The sequence below is a fragment of the Pseudomonas sp. W15Feb34 genome, assembly GCF_023127765.1.
GTDB classification, from domain to species: Bacteria; Pseudomonadota; Gammaproteobacteria; order Pseudomonadales; family Pseudomonadaceae; genus Aquipseudomonas; species Aquipseudomonas synxantha_A.
In genome coordinates, this window is sequence record NZ_SPKN01000025.1 from 51,318 (window position 1) to 72,753 (window position 21,436).

The window sequence follows — 21,436 nt, forward strand, 5'->3', positions numbered from 1 at the left end:
CCTGCTGTATGTGGCTGCGGGCCTTGTAAATCAAGGTGTTCGGCACAAGTGGCAGCTCTGCGCACCTTCGCCAAGCCCGGAAGGAGAAACCCATGGGACAGCGTACGCCTTTGTATGACCTGCATCTCGCCCTCGGCGCGAAAATGGTCGATTTTGGCGGTTGGGATATGCCTTTGCATTACGGCTCGCAGGTTGAAGAACACCATCAGGTGCGGCGCGACTGTGGGGTGTTCGATGTATCTCATATGACCGTAATCGATGTCACCGGCCCTCAGGCCAAGGAATGGCTTCAGCACCTGCTGGCCAATGACGTCGATCGATTGCACGGCTGCGGCCGTGCGCTGTACAGCGCCATGCTCAACGAGCAAGGCGGAGTGGTGGACGATATGATCGTCTACCGAACCGAAACCGGGTACCGGCTGGTGGTCAATGCCGCCACCCGCGATCAGGATATGGCCTGGATGCAGGCGCAACTGGGCGCTTACCAGGTGCAGATGCATGAGCGGTCCGAATTGGCCATGCTTGCCATCCAAGGGCCTCATGCCCGGCATAAGATCGCCGAACTGGTGACTCAGTCCCGTGGCATCCTGATCCACCAGCTCAAGCCGTTCGAAGGCCATGCCGACGGCGACTGGTTTATCGCCCGTACCGGCTACACCGGCGAAGACGGCCTGGAAATTGTCCTGCCCGCCGACCAGGCACCGGGTTTTTTCAACGATCTGGTGGGGGCGGGCATTTCACCTATCGGCCTCGGCGCCCGCGATACCTTGCGCCTGGAGGCCGGCATGAACCTGTACGGCCAGGATATCCATCAGCAGGTATCGCCCCTGGCGGCCAATATGGCCTGGAGCATTGCCTGGGAACCTGCCGGGCGCAATTTTATCGGTCGTGCCGCGCTGGAAGCGGAAAAGGCGGCCGGTGTGCAGTTCAAATTGGTCGGGCTGGTGCTGGAAGAGCGTGGAGTTTTACGCGCTCACCAGGTGGTTCGTATCGCCAATGTTGGCGAAGGAGAGATCACCAGTGGTAGTTTCTCGCCTACGCTAAGCAAATCCATTGCTCTGGCGCGCGTACCGGCGGCGACTGCCGACCGGGCCGAAGTGGAAATCCGCGGCAAGTGGTACCCGGTTCGAGTGGTCAAGCCGACCTTCGTGCGCCATGGTAAAACCTTGATCTAACTATTTTCCGGCAGGCCAATGGCCGCTGACATTTCTTCTTGAGGACACAGACTATGAGCAATATCCCTGCCGACCTGCGTTTTGCCGAAAGTCACGAATGGGCCCGTCTGGAAGCTGATGGCACCGTGACTGTCGGCATCTCCGACCATGCACAGGAAGCTTTGGGTGATGTGGTGTTTGTTGAGCTGACTGAAGTGGGCAAGGTGTTTGCCGCTCAAGATCAGGCGGGTGTGGTGGAGTCGGTCAAAGCAGCTTCGGATATCTACTCGCCGATTGCCGGCGAAGTGATTGCTGTCAACGAAGAGCTGAGTGGCAGCCCTGAGCTGCTGAACTCTGACCCTTATGGCGCCTGGATCTTCAAGCTCAAGCCAAGCGACAAGGCTGAACTGGACAAACTGCTGGATGCCGCCGGCTACAAAGCCGCCATCGGCGACTAAACGCAATAGCTGCAACAGCACACATCAATGTGGGAGCTGGCTTGCCTGCGATTGGATCACCCGTGTATCACCGATACACCGAGGTGCCTGCATCGCGGCAAGCCAGCTCCCACAGTTGATTGGGGTGTGCCTGCTGGTTGTGTTCAGTCTTTCTTCAGTACCGCTTTAACCGCCGCTACAGCCCGCTCCACATCCGCCTCTGTCATTGCCGTGAACATCGGCAACGACACGATCAAACGCCCAACACGCTCCGCCACCGGGAACATGCCTTCCTTGAAACCCTGTGCCCGATACAGGCTCAGCAAGTGGATCGGCGGGTAGTGATAGCCAATGCCAACGCCGTGGGCCTGCATCTGCTCCATGAACGTTGCGCGAGCAGGCAAGCCGTCCTGGCGCTCCGGCAACACCAGTTGGAACAGGTGCCAGTTGCTGTTCTCGAAATCCGCCGGCGGCAGTTGCGCGCCATATTTCTCTTCGAAGTCACTGCCAAAGCACTGGAAGTAGTGGCGTGCCAGGTGCTGGCGGTGGGCCGTGATCTTCTCGATATGCGCAAACTGCCCCAGGCCAATGGCGGCGGCGATGTCGGTCATATTGAACTTGCCGCCCAGGACATCCACATCCAGGCCATCGAAACCGGTGCGGGTCACGCCCTGCAGGCGATACTTCTCTGCCAGGCGAGCCTCCTCGGCGTTGTTCAACACCAGGCAGCCACCCTCGGATGAGGTGATGTTCTTGTTCGCCTGAAAGCTGAACGACACGAAGTCGCCGGTTGCACCGATGCGTTCCCCGTCCCAGCTGGAGCCCAAGGCTTGCGCGGCGTCTTCGACGATACGCAGGTTGTACTTGTTGGCCAGCGCGTAAAGCATCGGCATGTCCAGGGGCAAGCCCGCCAGGTAGACCGGGATGATCGCTTTGGTACGTGGGGTGATTGCCGCCTCAACCTGGGCCAGGTCAATGTTGCGGGTAATCGGGTCGATATCGGCGAACACTGGAGTAGCGCCGACTTCGAGGATGACGTTGGCGGTGGCCACCCAGGAAATCGGTGTCGTGATGACTTCATCCCCAGGCCCGATACCGGCGATGCGCAAGGCGATCTCCATGGTGCAGGTGCCCGAGTTGAAGGTGCGCACCGGCCTCCCGCCAAAGTATTCCGACAGCTGCGCCTCGAACGCCTGCACTTTTGGCCCGCTGGTGATCCAGCCGGAACGCAGGACATCGCCGACTGCCGAAATGGTGGCTTCATCAATGGTCGGTTTGGAAAACGGCAGGAAAGGCTGTTGGCTCATGACGAAGAAGGCATCCGTTCAAGATAGGCGATGAATGTTAAACGTGTCAGTAACGCATGGTTGCACGGCAAGACTGAATATAGCCTGTCGCTTATGAACGATTCGTCATAGGGCAGGCAAAAAAATGCCGCTTGAAAAAGCGGCATTTTTTATCGGTGCGGCTGTTACTCGGTTACAGCATTCTTCGCCAGGATGGCGTTAGCCAGTTCCATGTCCGTGGCCTGAAGGCCAGGGTTGTCGGCGCGGACCTTCTGCATGGCCGCTTCCAGGTACGGGCCGCGGATGCCGCCGTCGCTGGCGACGAAGCTGCCCGCGTCGTCCTGGGCGGCGACTACCAGCTTGTGGTCCTTGAATGTCAGGTAAGTCGAGCCAGTGGTGGCGCCCGACGAGATGACATTACGCCAAAAGCTATCGGCCATGGCTGAGCCGACAGGTAGGGAAAGCACAGCGAGGGTTGCGACAGCATATTTAAGACGCATGATGGGTGACTCCGGTGGGTTATCTGTACGTTTTGATTGTAGTTAAGTCGATCCAGTTCCATCACTGACTAAACAGTTTCAACCTCTAAAATCACCCCATCCTGGCCAACCACGCGTACTTGAGCGCCTGCTGGGGCATCGGCACCGGTGACCATCCACACGCCATCGCCGACTTTAATCTTGCCCCGGCCATCCACAATCGCCTGATGCACCATGAAGGTGCGCCCGATCAATTCGGAGCCGCGCTCGTTCAATCCCGGTTGATCGCTGACCTTGGCGCTGCTGCGTTGGCGCTTCCACCAATACACGGCCGTCAGGATCGACAGCATGGCGAACAGCAGCAGTTGCCACTCCAGCCCGAGTGGCGGGACCAGGAACTTGATCACCCCCACTGCGGCCGCGGCGATACCCATCCACAGCAGGTACCCGCCGGCGCCGAACACCTCAAGAATCAACAGCACGGTGCCCAGCGCCAACCAGTCCCAGAACGACAAATGCAGCAAAAAGTCCCACATGGTGTTGGCCTCAGCCTTTCTGGTTGCCAAAAGTTGCCTTGACGATTTCGCCGATACCGCCCACGGCGCCAATCACCTGGCTGGCTTCCAGCGGCATCAGGATGACCTTGCTGTTGTTGGCCGACGCCAGCTTGCCCAAGGCATCGATGTATTTTTGCGCGACGAAGTAGTTGACCGCCTGCACATTGCCCGATGCGATGGCTTCGGACACCACTTGTGTCGCTCGAGCTTCGGCTTCGGCCTGACGCTCACGTGCTTCGGACTCCAGGAACGCGGCCTGGCGGCTACCTTCGGCTTCAAGGATCTGCGCCTGCTTCTTGCCTTCGGCCGTCAGGATCGCCGACGCACGCAGGCCCTCGGCTTCGAGGATCTGTGCACGCTTGATTCGCTCGGCTTTCATCTGGCCGGACATGGCGGCCATCAGGTCGGCGGGTGGGCTGATGTCTTTGATCTCGATACGGGTGATCTTGATGCCCCACGGCGCAGTGGCTTCGTCCACGGTGCGCAGCAGCTTCTCGTTGATGCCATCACGCTGGCTGAGCATGGCATCAAGTTCCATGGAGCCCAGGACGGTACGGATATTGGTTTGCAGCAGGTTGCGGATTGCGTGTTCGAGGTTGTTGACCTCGTAGGCCGCCTGGGCGGTGTTGACCACCTGGAAGAAGCACACGGCATCGATCTGCACGGTGGCGTTGTCGGCAGTGATGACTTCCTGGGGCGGAATATCCAGCACGCTTTCCATCACGTTGATCTTGCGACCGATGCGGTCCATGACCGGGATGATGATGTTCAGGCCGGGCTTGAGGGTGTTGGTGTAGCGGCCGAAACGTTCGACCGTCCATTGGTAGCCCTGGGGCACCACTTTGAAACCCATGAACAGGATGGCGATGGCCAAGCCCACAAAAAGAAGCAGTACGGTTCCGATCTGCATAGCGATTCCTTATCTGAAGATGTCAGTGAACGACGTTGGGCCGATTGTAGCGGTCTGGTCACCGATAAGGACGGTTTCACGGCCCAACAAATAAAGGATTTGTTTCTGAATCCCCAGGCGTGACCCGTAATATTTCCGTCATCGTGGTCACGCCGGCGTTCACTTTATCGATGCCGGCCATGCGCAAGCTGTTCATGCCCTGCGCGAGCGCCTCACGGCGTAGCGCCTGTATGTCCGTACCGGGAGTCACCAGCGCCTTGAGCGCTGGGTCCAACGGCATGATTTCATACAGCCCGGCTCGGCCTCGATAACCGCTGTCACGGCATTCCATACAACCGACGGCCTCGTAGCAGCCTATGTTCTCCACACCCGTCACACGCTTGCAGTGGGTGCACAAAACCCTCACCAGACGCTGCGCCATGACGCCTATGAGTGTGGCCTTGATCAAATAATGAGCAATGCCAAGCTCCTGCAGTCGGCTGATGGCGCTGGGCGCATCGTTGGTATGCAGGGTCGAGAACACCAGGTGCCCGGTCAGTGCGGCCTGTATGGCCATCTCGGCGGTTTCCCGGTCACGGATTTCACCGATCATGATGATGTCCGGGTCCTGGCGCAGCAGGGCGCGGACGCCGCTGGCAAAGGTGAGGTCGATATTGTGTTGGACCTGCATTTGATTGAACGCCGGCTCGACCATTTCAATCGGGTCTTCTACCGTGCACAGGTTGACCTCTCGGGTCGCCAGTTGCTTGAGGGTGGTGTAGAGGGTGCTGGTCTTGCCCGAGCCGGTCGGGCCTGTGACCAGGATGATGCCATTGGCTTGCCGAGTCATGGCGTGCCAGCGCTGCTGATCGGCGCTCGACAAGCCCAGCTGGTCGAAGTCCTTGAGCAGCACCTGAGGGTCAAAAATCCGCATCACCAGCTTTTCGCCAAACGCCGTCGGCAGGGTCGAAAGGCGCAATTCCACTTCGGCGCCTGCCGGGTTCCTGGTCTTGACGCGACCATCCTGGGGTTTGCGTTTCTCGGCCACATTCATTCGCCCAAGACTTTTCAAGCGGCTGACCACTGCGGTGGTGACCTGAGGCGGAAATTGATAGACGTCATGCAACAGCCCGTCGATGCGAAAACGCACCCGGCCCTGATCGCGACAGGGTTCGATATGAATATCGCTGGCCCGTTGGGCAAAGGCGTATTGCAACAGCCAGTCGACGATATTGACGATATGCGCGTCATTGGCATCGGGCTCCTTGTCGCTGGCGCCGAGGCTGAGCAGTTCGACGTTGCCGGGTATCGCCATTTTCTGATCGGCGCCGCTGACTGACTTGGCCAAGCGGTAAAACTCGTGGAGGCAGCGCTGGATATCGCGGGGGTTGGCCACCACGCGCTTGATGGTGCGTTTGAGCACTTGAGCGAGCCCGGCTTCCCAGGCGCTGATGTACGGCTGGGCGCTGGCGATCGTGACGCTTTGGGCATCCACGGCGACCGCAAGAATGCCGTGGCGCTGGGCGAAGGCATGGGACATCAACGGCACCACGCTCGCCACGTCGATCTTCAACGGGTCGATGCGCAGGTAAGGCTGACCTGCATGTTGTGCCAGCCATTGGGTCAGGGTCTCAAGACAAGGGCCTTGGGCTGCGATGCATTCCAGGGGATGTTGAGTGCAAGATGCTGCCTGAATGCTATGGGCCGCCTGTGCGGTAATCAGCCCTTGCTCGATCAATGCCGGCAATAATTGTTGCAGTTCCAAGGGGTGGTCGAGGGAGGCAGCGGTCATGCAGGTTTCCTGGGCGGTTTGGGGTGTAATCCCAGACTAGTCAGCCGCTGGAAATCCTCGTTCCCAGGTGTATTGCAGGTTTTTACCGCGCCGTCGCCGCCAGTGCCTGAGGCCGCTCGGCATCAGCCGGCCACAACTCCAGGTCGCAGACACTGATCAGGTTTCGAATCTTTTCACCGATGACTTGGGCACGGTGCCAGCTAAGGCCGTCGATCACGATATCGATATTCAGCAGGTCGGCGTCCCGGCTCATATTGACGTGGGCTGGCGTCAGGAACTGCAGCGCAAAGTAGTTCAGCACCCGGCACAGCACGTCGGGCTCAGCCTCGGCGACGATCCGATAGTGCGCCTGACAGTGGGCGCTGTTGACGGCCCACGCATCGACGCGGGTGACAGGGTGGGCGGTTTCGACGGCGTGCATACTGACTCTCCAAAATCGACTGGAGGAATTTTCACATTCGCCTAGGGAGATTTCTTATCTAAGATGAGCCCTATTGGCGCATTATCGAATCAATCAATTCAAAAAATACACTTTCATAGGTATTTCTATGCACAGCGAGTTGGACGTCTACGATCGCCGCATTCTGGCCCTGCTGCAAGAGGACGCCTCGCTCTCCAGCGCACAGATCGCCGAGCAGGTCGGCCTGTCGCAGTCTCCGTGCTGGCGACGCATTCAGCGGCTCAAGGAAGAGGGCGTGATCCGGGGCCAGGTCACCCTCTTGGACCGCAAGAAAATCGGGCTCAACACGCAGATTTTCGCCGAGATCAAACTCAACGCTCACGGCCGCTCCAACTTCACTGAGTTCACCGAAGCGATTCGCGGATTTGCGGAGGTGTTGGAGTGTTATGTGCTGATGGGGTCGGTGGATTTTCTGCTGCGCATCGTCACTTCGGACATCGAGGCGTATGAGCGGTTTTTCTTCGAGAAGTTATCGATGGTGCCGGGGATCCAGGAGGTCAACTCCATCGTGGCGTTGTCGGAGATCAAGTCCACTACCAGCCTGCCAGTATTGCGCTGACAGGGCGGGCCTCATCGGGAGCAAGCCCCCTCCCACACAATGTGGGAGGGGGCTTGCTCCCGATGCGATTTTACAGGCGCAGGAGGGTCTTCCAGGCCCGGTTCTGATACACCGCAATCGCCTGGTGCATACGCGCATCCAGCGATTCATCGGTGATCGGCTGGTTAGCCAACTGCGCCAGCTTGTTCAGCTCGCCGTACAAACGGTCCAGTTCAGCAATGTCTACCACATGGCGCGCATGGTGCAGCCAGGCCTGGATGCGTTCGATGCGCGGCAGTTGCTCGGCGAGGTCTTCGGGCTGTTGCTGGTAGCGCGGCAGTTGCAGGGCGACGGCGTCGTCGGCCAGCAGGCGTGGCAGCCAGTTGGTGATTTGCGCAGCACCCTGGCGGTTGCCGCGCACGTTGCGCTCGGCGGTCCAGGTACGGGCCAGCAGCCAGCGCGAGGTATTCAGTGAGAACAGGCCCCAGCGTACATCTTGCAATTCTTCGATGAACTGCTCCGGTGCGGCTTTGCGAATGTCTTCATCGTCGTCACCGGCCTGGACCAGCGGGCGCCAGTCTTCCAGCAGTGCATCCAGGGCGCTGCGCAGTTCGCTGGTGGATTGGCGCGGCGCGGCCTGGCCGAGGCTGCCGATCAGCGCGCGCAACTCACCCAGGTTCTCGACCCAGTCCTGCAGCAAGCGCCAGTGGCCGTTGAAACGGTATTGCTCGGCCAGGCGCTGGCTGCTGCCCAACAGGTGCCACATGATTGCGGCGAAAGCATCATCCAAAGGCATTTCGGCGTGGATCTGCGGTGCCGGCAGGCTCAATGAGTAGCTGCTCGCGTCATACAGGCGGTAGCCGCGCTCGGCTTTGCTGATGTCACAGGGCATCAGCGCCAGGGTCGCAGCCAGTTCGGCGGCCAGCTCCAGCAGGGCGGCGGGTTCGCCTTCGCGCAATTCCAGTTCCAGCTCGCAGATTTCTTCCTTCTGCTTGCCAACCACCACATGGCCCAGGTCCAGGGCGGCTTCGATCACCACCTTGGCCTTGCCACGGCCCCAGGCGATTTCGGCGCGTTCACGCACGAAGTCGGTGGTGAAGATCGGCTTGAGGGTCTTTTTGTCCAACTCGGCCAGTTGCTCGGGCCAGCACTCGCCGTCGAGTTTCTTCACATCGAGCTTGGCTTTGGGCAGGTCCCAGTTGTACTCGTTGCGCTCCGACAAGCCGGCAACGCTTTGGCCACGGGTCTTGAGGGTCTGAATGATGTCGTCACCGTCCTTGCGCAGGCGCAGGGCGACCTTGGCCTGCGCCAGGTCGCGCTCGGGGGTGTCGAAGTACTGATTCATCAACTCACGGCGTTCCCAGCCACTTTTGTTGCGTTTTTTCAGTAGCGGGTGCTCACGTAGCGCGGCGAGTGTTTCGCGGCTGACGCGGAGCTTGATTTCGGTTTCTTTCTGCATGGCCGGAAAATCCAGGATCGGGAGCGCAGCCGGGGAAAAGTGTGGCTGCCAAGGTCGTGCAGTGTACAGGACTGAGCCCGGCAACGTGCCGCGACGGTTTATTGTGTTGGGCAGATGCCTCTATAGTGAGGTTCATCCGGGAAGTTGGGAGACCGCGCATGCCGTTACCGTCCATGAAAGAGCAGTTCGCCGCCTTGATCGCCGCGCCGTCGGTGAGTTGCACCCAAGCGTCTCTCGACCAGACCAACCGCCCGGTGATCGATCTGCTCGCCGCGTGGCTGGGCGACCTGGGTTTCGCTATCGACATCCAGCAAGTCAGCCCTGGCAAGTTCAACCTGCTCGCCAGTTTCGGCAGCGGCCCCGGTGGCTTGGTGTTGGCGGGCCATAGCGATACGGTTCCTTATGATGCGGCACTGTGGAAGACCGATCCGCTCAAGCTGACGGAAGTCGATGGTCGTTGGGTGGGGCTGGGCAGTTGCGACATGAAAGGATTTTTTGCCCTGGCCATTGAAGCGGTGTTGCCGTTGCTCGACCAGCCGTTCAAGCAGCCGCTGCTGATCCTCGCCACCTGTGACGAGGAAAGCTCCATGTCCGGCGCGCGTGCCCTGGCCGAGGCGGGAAGGCCGCTGGGACGGGCGGCGGTGATTGGCGAGCCAACTGGGCTCAAGCCGATCCGCCTGCACAAAGGCGTGATGATGGAGCGCATCGACATCCTCGGCCGCAGCGGCCACTCGTCGGACCCAAGCCTGGGCCACAGCGCCCTCGAAGCCATGCACGATGCCATCGGCGAACTGCGCGGCCTGCGCCTGGCCTGGCAGCGCGAATACCGCAACGCGCAATTCAGCGTGCCGCAGCCGACCATGAATTTCGGCTGTATCCACGGCGGCGACAACCCTAATCGCATCTGCGGCCAGTGCTCCCTGGAGTTCGACCTGCGACCCTTGCCGGGCATGGACCCTGAAGTGCTGCGTGCGGCGATCCGGCAGAAGCTCGAACCCTTGGCCGAGCGTCATAAGGTCAAGATCGACTACGCGCCGCTATTCCCCGAAGTGCCGCCTTTCGAGCAGCCCGAAGACACCGAGTTGGTGCGGGTGGCGGAACGTTTGACCGGTCATCGTGCCGAAGCAGTAGCGTTCGGCACCGAAGCGCCTTATCTTCAGCGCCTTGGTTGTGAAACCCTGGTGCTTGGCCCCGGCGACATCGCCTGCGCCCACCAGCCGGGCGAGTACCTCGAAATGTCACGCTTGACGCCTACAGTGCGTCTATTGCGGGAATTGATCGAACATTACTGCCTGAAACCTGCATAAATTAACCTTTGCCCATTCGTACATAAGGAGAGCGAGCGTGTCGCCAAGCCTGTTCCGACGATAACCATCAGCCCGCTGTGCGTTTTTGCGACTCATCCTTTTTCGGCTGCTTTTTATTACAGGCCCAGGTGTTATGCCCGAATACGTTAATTGGCTTCGTCACGCTTCGCCCTATATCAATGCCCACCGCGACTGCACCTTTGTGGTCATGCTGCCTGGCGACGGTGTGGAACATCCCAACTTCGGCAATATCGTCCACGACCTGGTGCTGCTCCACAGCCTGGGCGTGCGGCTGGTGCTGGTGCACGGTTCGCGTCCGCAGATTGAAACCCGCCTTGAAGCACGCGGCCTGACCCCGGCTTACCACGAAGGCTTGCGCATCACCGATGCGGCGACGCTGGAGTGCGTGATCGACGCGGTCGGCCATCTGCGTATCGCCATCGAAGCGCGCCTGTCCATGGACATGGCCTCGTCGCCCATGCAGGGCTCGCGCCTGCGCGTGGCCAGCGGCAACCTGGTGACGGCGCGCCCGATTGGCGTGCTGGAGGGCGTTGACTATCACCACACCGGCGAAGTACGCCGGGTCGACCGCAAAGGCATCAACCGCCTGCTGGACGAGCGCTCTATCGTGCTGTTGTCGCCGTTGGGCTACTCGCCTACCGGTGAAATCTTCAACCTGGCCTGCGAAGATGTCGCCACCCGTGCCGCCATCGACCTGGGTGCCGACAAATTGCTGCTGTTCGGCGCCGATCCCGGCCTGATCGATGAGAACGGCCGTCTGGTACGTGAATTGCGCCCGCAGCAAGTGCCTGCGCACCTGCAACGCCTGGGCAGCAACTATCAAGCCGAGCTGCTCGACGCCGCTGCCGAAGCCTGTCGGGGTGGAGTAGGGCGCAGCCATATCGTCAGCTACGCCGAAGACGGTGCCTTGCTCACCGAGCTGTTTACCCGTGACGGCGGCGGTACGCTGGTGGCCCAGGAGCAATTCGAACTGGTGCGCGAAGCGGCGATCGAAGACGTCGGCGGTTTGCTGGACCTGATCAGCCCGCTGGAAGAGCAGGGCATTCTGGTGCGTCGTTCGCGGGAAGTGCTGGAGCGGGAAATCGAACAGTTCAGCGTGGTCGAGCGCGAAGGCATGATCATCGCGTGCGCAGCGCTGTATCAGATTGCGGATTCGGATGCGGGCGAGCTCGCGTGCCTGGCGGTTAACCCGGAGTACCGCCACGGCGCGCGCGGCGATGTGTTGCTCGAACGCATCCAGACCCGTGCACGTGCGCAGGGGTTGAAGACCTTGTTCGTGCTCACCACGCGCACGGCCCACTGGTTCCGTGAGCGCGGTTTTGTGCCGAGCAGCGTGGACCGCCTGCCGTCGGCGCGTGCGTCGCTGTACAACTATCAGCGCAACTCCAAGATCTTTGAAAAGGCCCTGTAAAAGAGTACGGCTCTGTGTGGGAGCTGGCTTGCCTGCGATAGCAGCGCCTCGGTTTATCTGAACGACCGAGTTGCTGGCATCGCAGGCAAGCCAGCTCCCACCGAAGACTGTATTTATTGTGTGATGAATTTGTCGGTCACATAGGCCGAATAGTCCGGCAACACCGTCTCCACCTTGCCTTGCTCTTTCAAGAACTTCGCCGTCTCCCCAATCGCCTTCGCCGTGCCGCCCTTGAGCAGCGCTTCGGTCTGTTGTGCCTGCGCATCGGGAAACGTCGTGCCCGCCAGCAACTCTGGAATATCGTCGGCATTGGAGCCTGTCAATTTGGCGATCTTCTGCACCGGTTCCGAATCCACCGTCCAACTGTCTTTATGCGCGGCATAGTCGGCGAATGAATCGAGGGTGACCTTGGCAAACCTGGCCACTACCTCAGGATGTTTTTCGGCGAAATCCTTGCGTGCTACCCACACTTCAAACGTCGGTGCGCCCCATTGGCCCACCTGCGCCGCATCGGTCAGGGTTTTGCCGGTCTTGCGGATTTCGCCAAGGGCCGGTGACCACACGAATGCGCCGTCGATATCGCCGCGCTTCCAGGCGGCGGCGATTTCGGCCGGTTGCAGGTTCACCACTTTGACTTGCTTAGTGTCCAGCCCCCAATGCTTCAGGGCGCCGAGCAGGCTGTAATGGGAGGTTGAGACGAAGGGTGTGGCGATGGTTTTGCCGATCAGGTCTTCGGGTTTGTCGATGCCACTGCCATTACGCACTACCAGGGCTTCAGAAGCGTTGATCTGTGCCGATACGATAAACGCGACGATGGGTAGATTGCGCGAAGCGGCTGCGGCGAGGGGGCTGGAACCGAGGTTGCCGATTTGTACATCACCCGAGGCAATGGCCGTGACCACCTCCGGGCCACTGTTGAACCGGTGCCAGGCGATTTTCTCACCAATGGTTTTTTCGTAGAGGCCGTCAGCCTGGGGGACTTTGCTGGGATCGATGCCGGTCTGGTAGCCGACCGTCAAATCGGCCGCGCTGACACCAAAAGAAAGTAATACCGATACAAAAACTGTAACAAATTGACGGGAGGATGTGCGTTTGGCCATGATGGCGTCGCCTTTTTGATCGTGAGTGACGTATGCAACCATACGGTCACACTAATCGATCTAAAAAAGCACTGGTAAATACCCTTTAGGAATTAGCTTATGGAGCGGTTCGTGTCACTCGACCCACCCGCTTCACGCATCCGCTTATTCCCGAATCGTATGAAAAAGAATGAAACAATTCTTTTTGGGTGTATGAAAAACTCATTACCCTGCAGGGACCAAATCAACTGCGATTAGACGAAGGTAGTAGACACACAAGGTTACGATTGACTTGCTAGTCACTATCTGGCGCTAATCGCGCATCTGTGGATCCAGGGCGTCAGACCCGGGGCCAAAGAAATACAAAAATTAGAAACGAGAGGAGCGGTACATGAAGAAGTCCACCTTGGCTGTGGCTGTAGCTTTGGGCGCAATCGCCCAGCAAGCAGGCGCCGCCGGTTTCATCGAAGACAGCAAGGCCACACTGGGCCTGCGTAACTTCTACATCAACACCGACAACCGTGAAGGTGCTGGTGCGAACAAGAACGAAGAGTGGGGCCAAGGCTTCGATCTGCGTTTCATCTCCGGTTACACCCAAGGCACCGTCGGCTTCGGTCTTGACGCTATCGGCCTGCTGGGTGTTCGCCTGGATTCCGGTGGCGGCACCAACGGCGCGACCGCCAGCTCGTATGGCGGCACCATCTTCCCGAGCAAGTCCAATGGCGAAGCCGTTGATAACTACTCCAGCCTGGGCCTGACCGCCAAAGCGAAGATCTCCCAGACCGAACTGAAGCTGGGTACCTTGCAGCCCAAGCTGCCGGTCATCGTCACCAACGATGGTCGTATGCTGCCGCAGACCTTCCAGGGTGGCCAGATCACCTCCAGCGACATCAAGGACCTGACCCTGGTTGCCGGCCAGATCGAAAAAGCCAAGGGCCGTAACTCCAGCAACAACGAAAGCCTGTCCATCTCCGGCGCCAACAGCCGTGGCGTGAACTGGCGTTCGAGCAACAAGTTCTACTACGCCGGTGGTGACTACAAGATCACCAAGGACCTGACCGCCCAGTACTACTACGGCAACCTGGAAGATTTCTACAAGCAACACTTCCTGGGCCTGACCCACAACTGGGCTATCGGCCCTGGCGTGCTGAAGTCTGATCTGCGTTACTTCAACAGCTCCGACGACGGTAACAACGGCAACCAGTCTGCCTACTTCTCCACAGGCAACTACGGTGGCGTCAACTCCGGTCGTGGCAAAGTCGACAACAACCTGTACAGCGGCCTGTTCCTGTACTCGGTTGCCGGCCACACCTTCGGTGGCGGTTACCAGGTCAGCAACGGCAGCAGCGACTTCCCTTGGTTGAACCAGGGTGACGGCTCGTCGGCTTACATCACCACCGACATGCAGATCCAGAAGTTCGCCCGTGCCGGCGAGCGCACTTGGCAAGCTCGCTACTCCTACGACTTCGCCAAGGTGGGCGTACCTGGCCTGACCGCTGGTGTGGTTTACCTGAAGGGTGATCATATCGACACCGTTGCCAGCAACCGTGCCGAGTTCACCGGCCAGTCCGAGTGGGAACGTGACATCACTGTTGCCTACGTCGTACCGGAAGGTCCGCTGAAAAACGTCGGCGTGGCGTGGAAAAACGCTATGTGGCGCAGCGACATCGCCAACGCACGTAACCAGGACGAAAACCGCCTGATCGTCAGCTACTCGATCCCGCTGTTGTAAGACTGTAAAGCCTTGCCCGGCGCAATGCCGGGCAAGGTGTACTGCTTTCAAGTCGGGCTCAACCCCCGCAAGCCCTTCCTGAAACCCTCTTTACTACAGCGACTCAAGGCCTTCTCGAACCTTGAAAACAATGTTGATCTTCGCCTGCGCCCAAGTCCAATGAACACATTTTTAATATTCCTTTATCGTCTAGATAAATCGATATTTATTCTTTTTAAATAACTCCAAATCCATGCACAGTGGGCTCCATAAGCACTCATCAGGAGCCGCACCATGAGCCTAAGACTGGGCGACATCGCCCCCGACTTCGAACAGGATTCCAGCGCCGGCAAGATTCGCTTCCACGAATGGCTGGGCGACAGCTGGGGTGTGTTGTTTTCCCACCCGGCAGACTTCACCCCGGTGTGCACCACCGAGCTGGGCTTCACCGCCAAGCTCAAGGACGAATTCGCAAAACGTGGCGTCAAGGCCATCGCCCTGTCGGTAGACCCGGTGGACTCGCATCACAAGTGGATCGAAGACATCAATGAGACCCAGAACACCGTGGTCAACTTCCCGATCCTGGCCGACGCCGACCGCAAGGTCTCGGACCTCTACGACCTGATCCACCCCAACGCCAGTGACACCCTCACCGTGCGCTCTTTGTTCGTGATCGACCCGAACAAGAAGATCCGTCTGACCATCACCTACCCAGCCAGCACCGGGCGCAACTTCCATGAAATCCTGCGGGTGATCGACTCGCTGCAACTGACCGACAACCACAAGGTCGCCACGCCCGCCAACTGGCAGGATGGGGATGAGGTAGTGATCGTGCCGTCGCTCAAGGACGAGGAAGAGATCAAGAAGCGCTTTCCAAAGGGCTACCGCGCGGTGAAGCCGTACCTGCGCCTCACCCCACAACCCAACCGCTGACACAGATCCCATGTGGGAGGGGGCTTGCTCCCGATGGCGGTCTGTCAGTTACCAAATACTTACCTGACCCACCGCTATCGGGAGCAAGCCCCCTCCCACATGTTAAGTGCATTTTCAAAGTAAGCATGCAGGGGTTTTCAGGCCGTTTTCACGGCCTTTTTTTTCGCCTGGCGATTGATAAACGGCTTATGTATTTATGGAATAAACAAATGAATAAATAAGATTTATAGATATATAAATCTACTGATATGGTCTGTTCCATCTTGGCGCCATCGCCGTACAGCGAACCGCCGACACTTGCTCAAGGAATCTCCTGCATGCTGGTCGTAACACTTGGAGGCAGTCCCAGCCAGCGTTCGCGCTCCGGGGTGTTGCTGGATAAAACCCGTCAATGGCTGCAACAGCAGGGCGTGGAAGTGGTGAGTTACCAGATACGCGACTTCCCGGCAGAAGACTTGCTGCACGCACGGTTCGACAGCCCCAAGGTCATCGACCTGTTGCAACAGGTGGCCAATGCCGACGGCCTGGTGATCGCCACACCGGTGTACAAGGCGTCGTTTTCCGGCGCGCTGAAAACCGTGTTGGACCTTCTGCCCGAACGCGCCCTGGCCCATAAGGTGGTATTACCGATTGCAACCGGCGGCAGCATCGCCCACATGCTGGCGGTGGACTATGCCTTGAAACCGGTGTTGTCGGCCCTGAAAGCCCAGGAATTGCTCCACGGCATTTTCGCCGAAGACAGCCAGATCGCCTATGGCGAAGGCAGCGTCCAGGCGCAACTGGTGCCGGTACTTGAACGACGCTTGCACGAAGCCCTGGAGCAGCTCTACAGCGCCATGGCCCGACGCCCCAAGCCGCTGGACCCCGATGTGTTGAATGAACGCTTGTTGAGTGCTCGCTGGAGCATCTGACCCTTACCCGAAAATCGAGAAGCACTCACCTTACTCAGCCGCCAACGGCCAAGCAGGTGCAGCCAAAACCCTAATCGCAACTGTGGAGAGAGCGCCATGCGCACTGTCATCTTGCGTCGTGGTCTGGTCGCACTGTTTGCTGCGGCTGTGTCCTTCGGCGCCATTGTTCAAGCCCAAGCCGCCGAGACCCTGCGGATCGGTTATCAGAAGTACGGCACCCTGGTGCTGCTCAAGGCCAAGGGCACGCTGGAAAAACGCCTGGCCGCCCAAGGCGTGCAGGTGCAGTGGACCGAGTTCCCCGGCGGCCCGCAGTTGCTTGAGGGCCTGAACGTCGGCTCCATCGACTTCGGCGTCACCGGTGAAACGCCACCGGTGTTTGCCCAGGCGGCCGGCGCCGACTTGCTTTACGTCGCCTACGAACCGCCCGCACCTACCAGTGAAGCGATCCTGGTGCCCAAAGACTCACCGATCAAATCGGTCGCCGAGCTCAAAGGCAAAAAGGTTGTGCTCAACAAAGGCTCCAACGTGCATTACCTGCTGGTGCGAGCCCTGGAAGATGCCGGCCTCAACTACACCGACGTGAAAACCGTATTCCTGCCACCTGCCGATGCCCGTGCCGCCTTCGAGCGCGGCAGTGTGGATGCCTGGGTGATCTGGGACCCGTACCAGGCCGCCGCCGAGAAACAACTGCAAGCCCGTACCCTGCGTGACGGCACCGGCATTGCCGACAACCATCAGTTCTACCTGGCCACCAAACCCTACGCCGAGCAACACCCTGAAGTGATCAGGGCGCTGGTGGAAGAAGTGCGCGCGGTGGGCGAGTGGTCCAAGGCCAACCCGCAGGAAGTCACCGAACAAGTCGCACCGCTGCTGGGCCTGCCCGCCGACATCACCCTGACCTCGGTGAAACGCCAGGGCTACGGTGCGCTGTTCCTGACCCCGGAAGTGGTCGCGGCCCAGCAGAAAATCGCCGACAGCTTCTACCAGCTCAAACTGATCCCCAAACCCTTGAGCATCAAGGACGTGATCTGGACGCCACCCGCCGCGGTTGCCAAAGCGCCGTAATCCGATTCCTTCAGGAGACAACTCCATGAGCCTCAATATTTTCTGGTTCCTGCCTACCCACGGCGACGGCCATTACCTTGGCACCGCCGAAGGCGCCCGCGCCGTCGATCACGGTTATTTGCAACAAGTGGCCCAGGCCGCTGACCGCCTGGGTTTCGGCGGGGTGTTGATCCCTACCGGTCGCTCCTGCGAAGACTCGTGGCTGGTGGCTGCCTCACTGATTCCAGTGACCCAGCGTTTGAAATTCCTGGTTGCTCTGCGCCCCGGGATCATTTCCCCGACGGTGGCCGCACGCCAGGCCGCCACCCTGGACCGGTTGTCCGGTGGTCGTGCGTTATTCAACCTGGTAACTGGCGGTGACCCGGAAGAGTTGGCTGGCGATGGCTTGTTCCTCAGCCACGAAGAACGCTATCAGGCATCGGTGGAGTTCACGCGCATCTGGCGCCGCGTGCTCGAAGGCGAAACCGTGGACTACGACGGCGAGCACATCAGCGTCAAAGGCGCCAAGCTGCTCTACCCACCAGTCCAGCAACCGCGCCCGCCGCTGTACTTCGGCGGTTCCTCCGAAGCGGCCCAGGACCTGGCGGCCGAGCAGGTGGAAATGGTCCTGACCTGGGGCGAGCCGCCGGCTGCTGTCGCGGAAAAAATCGCCCAGGTTCGCGCCAAGGCCGAGAAACTCGGGCGTACCCTGCGCTTCGGCATTCGCCTGCATGTGATTGTGCGCGAGACCAACGAAGAGGCCTGGAAAGCCGCCGACAAACTCATCTCCCATCTGGACGACGACACCATTGCCCGCGCCCAGGCGTCGCTGGCGCGTTTTGACTCGGTTGGCCAGCAACGCATGGCCGCTTTGCATGGCGGCAGCCGTGACAACCTGGAGGTCAGCCCCAACCTGTGGGCCGGCGTCGGCCTGGTACGTGGCGGAGCAGGCACGGCGCTGGTCGGCGATGGCCCGACGGTTGCGGCGCGGGTCAAGGAATACGCGGACCTGGGTATCGACACCTTTATCTTCTCCGGTTATCCACACCTGGAAGAGTCGTATCGAGTCGCCGAACTGTTGTTTCCGCATCTGGATATCGAACGTCCCGAGTTGCCGAAAAGCGCCGGTTACGTCAGCCCGTTTGGCGAGATGGTCGCCAACGACATCCTTCCCAAAGCTGCGTCACAGAGTTGAGGCGCCGTTATGGACTTTGAAAAATTCAGCCATCGCGTGGCGCCCTGGGTGCTGCCGATCTTGTTGCTGGCGGTGTGGCAGTTGTCGGTGTCGGCGGGGTGGTTGTCGACGCGCATTTTGCCGGCGCCCAGTGCGGTGATCGAAGCCGGAGTCAACCTGGTGGTCAGCGGCGAAATCTGGACACACCTGGCCATCAGTGGCTGGCGTGCCGGCCTGGGCTTTGTGATCGGCGGCAGCATTGGTTTGGCCCTGGGCTTTATCACCGGGTTGTCGAAGTGGGGCGAGCGCTTGCTGGACAGCTCTGTGCAGATGATTCGTAACGTGCCGCACCTGGCGCTGATTCCACTGGTGATCCTGTGGTTCGGCATTGACGAGACCGCGAAGATTTTCCTGGTGGCACTCGGCACGTTGTTCCCGATCTACCTGAACACCTATCACGGTATCCGCAACGTCGACCCGGCGCTGGTGGAAATGTCGCGCAGCTATGGCCTGTCGGGGTTCAGCCTGTTCTGGCAAGTCATCCTGCCTGGCGCGCTGCCGTCGATCCTGGTGGGCGTGCGCTTTGCCCTGGGCTTTATGTGGCTGACGCTGATCGTGGCGGAAACCATCTCGGCCAGTTCCGGCATCGGTTACCTGGCGATGAATGCCCGTGAGTTCCTGCAAACCGATGTGGTGGTGCTGGCCATCGTGATGTACGCGATCCTCGGCAAACTCGCCGACCTGGCGGCGCGTGGCCTGGAACGGGTATGGCTGCGCTGGCACCCGGCGTATCAAGTCAAAGGAGGTGCGGCATGACAGCTCAACAACCCCCGCGCCTGCTCAAGGGCATTCCCCTGGCGGTGCGCAAGTTGCGCAAATCCTTCGGCACTCGCGAAGTGCTCAAGGACATCGACCTGCATATTCCGGCCGGTCAATTCGTGGCCGTGGTAGGTCGCAGCGGCTGCGGCAAGAGTACCTTGTTGCGCTTGCTGGCGGGGCTGGACAAGGCCAGTGGCGGCGAGCTGCTGGCCGGCTCCGCGCCGCTGCACGAGGCGATTGAAGACACACGATTGATGTTCCAGGAAGCGCGTTTGCTGCCGTGGAAAAAGATCATCGACAACGTCGGCCTCGGCCTTACGGGCAACTGGCGCCCCAGGGCGCTGGAGGCCCTGGAAGCGGTGGGCCTGGCCGAGCGCGCCAATGAATGGCCGGCGGCCTTGTCCGGTGGCCAGAAGCAGCGCGTGGCCCTGGCGCGCGCGTTGATTCACCAACCGCGCCTGTTGCTGCTCGATGAGCCGCTGGGCGCACTGGACGCCCTGACCCGCATCGAGATGCAGCAACTGATCGAGAACCTCTGGCGCAAGCACGGTTTCACTGTGTTGCTGGTGACCCACGATGTCAGCGAAGCCGTGGCGATTGCCGACCGGGTGATTCTGATCGAAGACGGCGAAATCGGTCTCGACCTCGCCGTCGACCTGCCACGCCCACGGGCCCGTGGTTCACACCGCCTGGCCGCGTTGGAGGCCGAGGTGCTCAACCGCGTGCTGTCGCTGCCCGGTTCACCGCCGGAACCCGAAACTGTTTCACCGCTGCCGACGCAATTGCGTTGGGCTCAATAACCCACACAGGAAAAACATCATGACTATTAAAGCCATCAACGTGCGTAACCAGTTCAAAGGCACCATCAAGGAAATCGTGGTCGGTGACGTACTGTCGGAGATCGATGTGCAGACGGCGTCGGGCATCGTTACTTCGGTGATTACCACTCGCTCGGTGAAAGAGCTGGAGCTGGTGATTGGCAGTGAAGTGATTGCCTTTGTGAAATCGACTGAGGTGTCGATTGCCAAGTTGTGATTCGCGTCGCTCTTGAGCTCGCTATCGCAGGCAAGCCAGCTCCCACATTTGAATGTATTCACAGATCAAAAATGTGGGAGCTGGCTTGCCTGCGATGAGGCCCGTTTGGACAAATATGCGGGTAAGTAGAGCCCCACATAGGCATCAAACACTCGCATTCCTTCCTCAGCCATACGCGGCGTAATCAGCCCATGCTGATGCACTGAGCGCGCATACACGCGGTCGCTCAACTCCAGCGCCAGGGCAAATACATCCACGTCCCTGGGCAAGCTCGGCACTTCGAAGTGGCGGTTGAACACCTCCAGCATCAAGTCCCCCAGCTCCAGGTCATGCTGACGATCGGCCTGGGTCACCTCGGTCAACCCGTGCTGTGCCAGGATCAACTGGCGTGCAGCCGCGTCCTGGTCGTAAACGTTGAGCATGCGCTGTTCGACGATGCAGGACAGGTCGCGCCAATGCTTGAGTGAGTCATGTTCGATGGGCGCCTGGATGGCGGCGCGGAAGGCGGCGTGTACCTGGGCGGTCAACGCCTCCAGCAAAGCCGGCACGCTGGCGAAGAAGTGATACACCGACGACGGTGGAATCTGCGCCCGGTCGGCCACGCTGTAGATCGACAAACTCGCCACGCCTTCGGCGGCCAGCAAGGTGCGGGCGGCTTCAAGGATCGCGTCGATCCGGGCCTGGCTGCGGGCGCGGGGTTTGCGAGGCGTGGCGGGGCGGGTGGTCATGGATGTCTCCTACAAGGCAGCGGGCATTGTATGAGCAGGGAGGTGTGTTGTCTTCCAGACCGCCATCGGGAGCAAGCCCCCTCCCACATTTAGATCTGTGAATACATTCAAAATGTGGGAGGGGGGCTTGCTCCCGATGAGGCCAATTCGGTCCCCCGGAATAAGCCCATAAAAAAACGCCACAGACCCTAAGCCTGTGGCGCTTCTTCAAT

General features: G+C 59.8%; 22 protein-coding genes. 13 read left to right on the forward strand and 9 right to left on the reverse strand.

From position 1 onward, the window contains the following. Nucleotides 1-92: 92 nt before the first annotated feature. Nucleotides 93-1,175, forward strand: a complete 1,083-nt coding sequence (gcvT, locus tag E4O97_RS11045; protein WP_248161364.1) for a glycine cleavage system aminomethyltransferase GcvT — start codon at nucleotides 93-95, stop codon at nucleotides 1,173-1,175. Between the two features lie 53 nt (nucleotides 1,176-1,228). Next, the gene (gene gcvH, locus E4O97_RS11050; protein WP_032878840.1) at nucleotides 1,229-1,612 is read left to right on the forward strand and encodes a glycine cleavage system protein GcvH; all 384 of its coding nucleotides are present in this window, start codon (nucleotides 1,229-1,231) and stop codon (nucleotides 1,610-1,612) included. Between the two features lie 143 nt (nucleotides 1,613-1,755). Here the strand turns inward: gcvH and E4O97_RS11055 are convergent, their stop codons facing one another. The 6 genes from E4O97_RS11055 to E4O97_RS11080 form a co-directional block, all read right to left on the reverse strand. Further along, nucleotides 1,756-2,898, reverse strand: a complete 1,143-nt coding sequence (locus E4O97_RS11055; RefSeq protein WP_032878841.1) for a DegT/DnrJ/EryC1/StrS aminotransferase family protein — start codon at nucleotides 2,896-2,898, stop codon at nucleotides 1,756-1,758. Between the two features lie 164 nt (nucleotides 2,899-3,062). After that, entirely contained in the window at nucleotides 3,063-3,377 is a 315-nt protein-coding gene (locus E4O97_RS11060) for a DUF2388 domain-containing protein (protein ID WP_003176799.1), read from the reverse strand. Between the two features lie 68 nt (nucleotides 3,378-3,445). Next, a complete protein-coding gene (locus tag E4O97_RS11065; RefSeq protein WP_005792377.1) occupies nucleotides 3,446-3,892 on the reverse strand; it encodes an NfeD family protein in 447 nt (148 codons plus the stop codon). 10 nt (nucleotides 3,893-3,902) lie between these two features. Continuing rightward, nucleotides 3,903-4,823 (reverse strand): SPFH domain-containing protein, encoded by a 921-nt coding sequence (locus E4O97_RS11070; protein ID WP_003195285.1) that lies wholly within the window; start codon nucleotides 4,821-4,823, stop codon nucleotides 3,903-3,905. A 76-nt stretch (nucleotides 4,824-4,899) separates the two neighbouring features. Further along, nucleotides 4,900-6,594: a GspE/PulE family protein gene (locus tag E4O97_RS11075; RefSeq protein WP_078822593.1), complete on the reverse strand. Its 1,695-nt coding sequence runs from the start codon at nucleotides 6,592-6,594 to the stop codon at nucleotides 4,900-4,902. Between the two features lie 82 nt (nucleotides 6,595-6,676). Continuing rightward, complete coding sequence (locus E4O97_RS11080; protein ID WP_032878844.1) at nucleotides 6,677-7,015, reverse strand: hypothetical protein; 339 nt, start codon at nucleotides 7,013-7,015, stop codon at nucleotides 6,677-6,679. Nucleotides 7,016-7,142: 127 nt separating this feature from the next. Between E4O97_RS11080 and E4O97_RS11085 the strand changes: the two genes are divergently transcribed. Continuing rightward, nucleotides 7,143-7,613, forward strand: coding sequence for an Lrp/AsnC family transcriptional regulator (locus tag E4O97_RS11085; RefSeq protein WP_005792372.1), 471 nt, complete (start codon nucleotides 7,143-7,145; stop codon nucleotides 7,611-7,613). A gap of 70 nt (nucleotides 7,614-7,683) precedes the next feature. On the opposite strand, the gene E4O97_RS11090 is transcribed toward E4O97_RS11085, so the two are convergent. Further along, nucleotides 7,684-9,051, reverse strand: a complete 1,368-nt coding sequence (locus E4O97_RS11090; RefSeq protein WP_005792371.1) for a CYTH domain-containing protein — start codon at nucleotides 9,049-9,051, stop codon at nucleotides 7,684-7,686. A 158-nt stretch (nucleotides 9,052-9,209) separates the two neighbouring features. Here E4O97_RS11090 and argE point away from each other — a divergent pair, with 158 nt between their 5' ends. Continuing rightward, nucleotides 9,210-10,358, forward strand: a complete 1,149-nt coding sequence (gene argE / locus E4O97_RS11095; protein ID WP_005792369.1) for an acetylornithine deacetylase — start codon at nucleotides 9,210-9,212, stop codon at nucleotides 10,356-10,358. 133 nt (nucleotides 10,359-10,491) lie between these two features. Further along, nucleotides 10,492-11,790, forward strand: a complete 1,299-nt coding sequence (gene argA / locus E4O97_RS11100; RefSeq protein WP_005792368.1) for an amino-acid N-acetyltransferase — start codon at nucleotides 10,492-10,494, stop codon at nucleotides 11,788-11,790. A 113-nt stretch (nucleotides 11,791-11,903) separates the two neighbouring features. Here argA and tauA read toward each other — a convergent pair whose 3' ends face one another. Continuing rightward, nucleotides 11,904-12,890, reverse strand: a complete 987-nt coding sequence (tauA, locus tag E4O97_RS11105; RefSeq protein WP_216090452.1) for a taurine ABC transporter substrate-binding protein — start codon at nucleotides 12,888-12,890, stop codon at nucleotides 11,904-11,906. 370 nt (nucleotides 12,891-13,260) lie between these two features. Here tauA and E4O97_RS11110 point away from each other — a divergent pair, with 370 nt between their 5' ends. The 8 genes from E4O97_RS11110 to E4O97_RS11145 all read left to right on the forward strand — a co-directional run bounded on the left by E4O97_RS11110 (nucleotide 13,261) and on the right by E4O97_RS11145 (nucleotide 20,496). Continuing rightward, complete coding sequence (locus E4O97_RS11110) at nucleotides 13,261-14,601, forward strand: OprD family porin (protein WP_032878849.1); 1,341 nt, start codon at nucleotides 13,261-13,263, stop codon at nucleotides 14,599-14,601. A gap of 273 nt (nucleotides 14,602-14,874) precedes the next feature. Further along, nucleotides 14,875-15,513, forward strand: coding sequence for a peroxiredoxin (locus E4O97_RS11115; protein WP_003195267.1), 639 nt, complete (start codon nucleotides 14,875-14,877; stop codon nucleotides 15,511-15,513). Nucleotides 15,514-15,830: 317 nt separating this feature from the next. After that, the gene (gene ssuE / locus E4O97_RS11120) at nucleotides 15,831-16,424 is read left to right on the forward strand and encodes an NADPH-dependent FMN reductase (RefSeq protein WP_078822590.1); all 594 of its coding nucleotides are present in this window, start codon (nucleotides 15,831-15,833) and stop codon (nucleotides 16,422-16,424) included. Nucleotides 16,425-16,520: 96 nt separating this feature from the next. Then, nucleotides 16,521-17,489 carry a sulfonate ABC transporter substrate-binding protein gene (locus tag E4O97_RS11125; RefSeq protein ID WP_032878852.1) on the forward strand — a complete coding sequence of 323 codons (969 nt, stop codon included), beginning with the start codon at nucleotides 16,521-16,523 and terminating at the stop codon, nucleotides 17,487-17,489. Between the two features lie 25 nt (nucleotides 17,490-17,514). Beyond that, complete coding sequence (gene ssuD, locus E4O97_RS11130) at nucleotides 17,515-18,663, forward strand: FMNH2-dependent alkanesulfonate monooxygenase (protein ID WP_005792361.1); 1,149 nt, start codon at nucleotides 17,515-17,517, stop codon at nucleotides 18,661-18,663. A 9-nt stretch (nucleotides 18,664-18,672) separates the two neighbouring features. Then, nucleotides 18,673-19,458, forward strand: a complete 786-nt coding sequence (ssuC, locus tag E4O97_RS11135) for an aliphatic sulfonate ABC transporter permease SsuC (RefSeq protein WP_032878854.1) — start codon at nucleotides 18,673-18,675, stop codon at nucleotides 19,456-19,458. Then, on the forward strand, nucleotides 19,455-20,261 hold the full coding sequence (gene ssuB / locus E4O97_RS11140) for an aliphatic sulfonates ABC transporter ATP-binding protein (protein ID WP_248161366.1): 807 nt from the start codon (nucleotides 19,455-19,457) through the stop codon (nucleotides 20,259-20,261). The genes ssuC and ssuB overlap by 4 nt, the downstream gene beginning before the upstream one ends. A gap of 19 nt (nucleotides 20,262-20,280) precedes the next feature. Next, entirely contained in the window at nucleotides 20,281-20,496 is a 216-nt protein-coding gene (locus E4O97_RS11145) for a TOBE domain-containing protein (protein ID WP_003176783.1), read from the forward strand. Between the two features lie 65 nt (nucleotides 20,497-20,561). On the opposite strand, the gene E4O97_RS11150 is transcribed toward E4O97_RS11145, so the two are convergent. Then, a complete protein-coding gene (locus E4O97_RS11150) occupies nucleotides 20,562-21,224 on the reverse strand; it encodes a TetR/AcrR family transcriptional regulator (protein ID WP_216090449.1) in 663 nt (220 codons plus the stop codon). Nucleotides 21,225-21,436: the final 212 nt, after the last annotated feature.